Annotated in this window: 1 protein-coding gene; it reads left to right on the top strand. The window is 58.8% G+C overall.

Annotated features, from left to right (window positions below; translation table 11 throughout):
• Positions 1-255 (top strand): phage tail protein (locus tag MTCD1_RS19725; RefSeq protein ID WP_200818692.1); only part of this gene is annotated, 255 nt, incomplete at both ends.

The raw sequence follows: 255 nt of genomic DNA, 5'->3' as shown, positions 1-255 counted from the left end.
GATTTCTGCTCGGCGATGCGCTGTATGCCGGTATGGAACGGGCAGACGCTGACGTTCGTGCAGGACCGACCGTCGGATAAGACGTGGACCTATAACCGCAGTAATGTGGTGATGCCGGATGATGGCGCGCCGTTCCGCTACAGCTTCAGCGCCCTGAAGGACCGCCATAATGCCGTTGAGGTGAACTGGATTGACCCGAACAACGGCTGGGAGACGGCGACAGAGCTTGTTGAAGATACGCAGGCCATTGCCCGT

Source organism: Colwellia marinimaniae (assembly GCF_002207865.1).
Classification (GTDB): domain Bacteria; phylum Pseudomonadota; class Gammaproteobacteria; order Enterobacterales; family Alteromonadaceae; genus Colwellia; species Colwellia marinimaniae.
This window is presented reverse-complemented; position numbering and strand designations above follow the sequence as displayed.